This is a genomic window from Pseudomonas sp. NPDC088414, from assembly GCF_044753325.1.
Lineage (GTDB): Bacteria > Pseudomonadota > Gammaproteobacteria > Pseudomonadales > Pseudomonadaceae > Aquipseudomonas.
The window spans coordinates 1-1088 of the sequence record NZ_JBIVMY010000082.1; the positions used below are offsets into that span (position 1 = coordinate 1).

Annotated in this window: 1 protein-coding gene; it reads left to right on the plus strand. The window is 58.6% G+C overall.

Annotated elements, in window-relative coordinates; all coding sequences use genetic code 11:
* Nucleotides 1-2: 2 nt before the first annotated feature.
* The coding region (gene nusA / locus ACIP8I_RS27185; protein WP_400764934.1) for a transcription termination factor NusA at nt 3-1088 on the plus strand (1086 nt) is incomplete at its 3' end.

The following is a 1088-nucleotide window of genomic DNA, read 5'->3' on the forward strand; positions in this document are numbered from 1 at the left end:
TACTGCTGGTTGTTGAGTCGGTATCCAATGAAAAGGGCGTACCGGCAAGCGTGATTTTTGAAGCGCTGGAGCTGGCTCTGGCCACTGCTACCAAAAAGCGTTTTGAAGACGAAGTTGACCTGCGTGTGGAAATTAACCGCCACACCGGTTCCTACGAGACTTTCCGTCGCTGGACAGTTGTCGAAGAGAATGATCTCGACGATCCTGCGATCGAAACCTGGCCAAGCAAGGTTGCCGAAACGCATCCGGGCGCCAAGGTCGGCGACGTCGTCGAAGAAAAGATCGAATCCATCGAGTTCGGCCGCATTGCTGCACAGACCGCCAAACAGGTCATCGTGCAGAAAGTGCGTGAAGCCGAGCGCGCTCAAGTGGTCGACGCCTATCGCGAGCGCCTGGGAGAAATCATCTCCGGCACCGTGAAGAAAGTCACTCGCGACAACGTGATCGTCGATCTGGGCAATAACGCGGAAGCGTTGCTGGCCCGTGAAGACATCATTCCTCGCGAAACCTTCCGTGTCGGTGTGCGCCTGCGTGCACTGCTCAAGGAAATCCGCACCGAGAACCGCGGTCCGCAGTTGATCCTGTCGCGTACCGCGCCGGAAATGCTGATCGAGCTGTTCCGTATCGAAGTGCCGGAAATCGCTGAAGGCCTGATCGAAGTCATGGCGGCGTCCCGTGATCCGGGTTCGCGTGCCAAGATCGCTGTCCGTTCCAAGGACAAACGCATCGACCCGCAGGGCGCGTGCATCGGTATGCGCGGTTCGCGCGTCCAGGCCGTGTCGGGCGAGTTGGGTGGCGAGCGTGTCGATATCGTCCTGTGGGACGATAATCCGGCGCAGTTCGTGATCAATGCCATGTCGCCGGCAGAAGTGGCGGCCATTATCGTTGACGAAGATGCCCATGCAATGGACATCGCCGTTGGCGCAGACAATCTGGCTCAGGCCATCGGTCGGGGTGGTCAGAACGTGCGTCTGGCGAGCCAGTTGACTGGCTGGACCCTGAACGTGATGACCGAATCGGTCATCCAGGCTAAGCAGCAAGCAGTAACCGGCGACATCCTGCGCAACTTCATCGACGAGCTGGAAGTC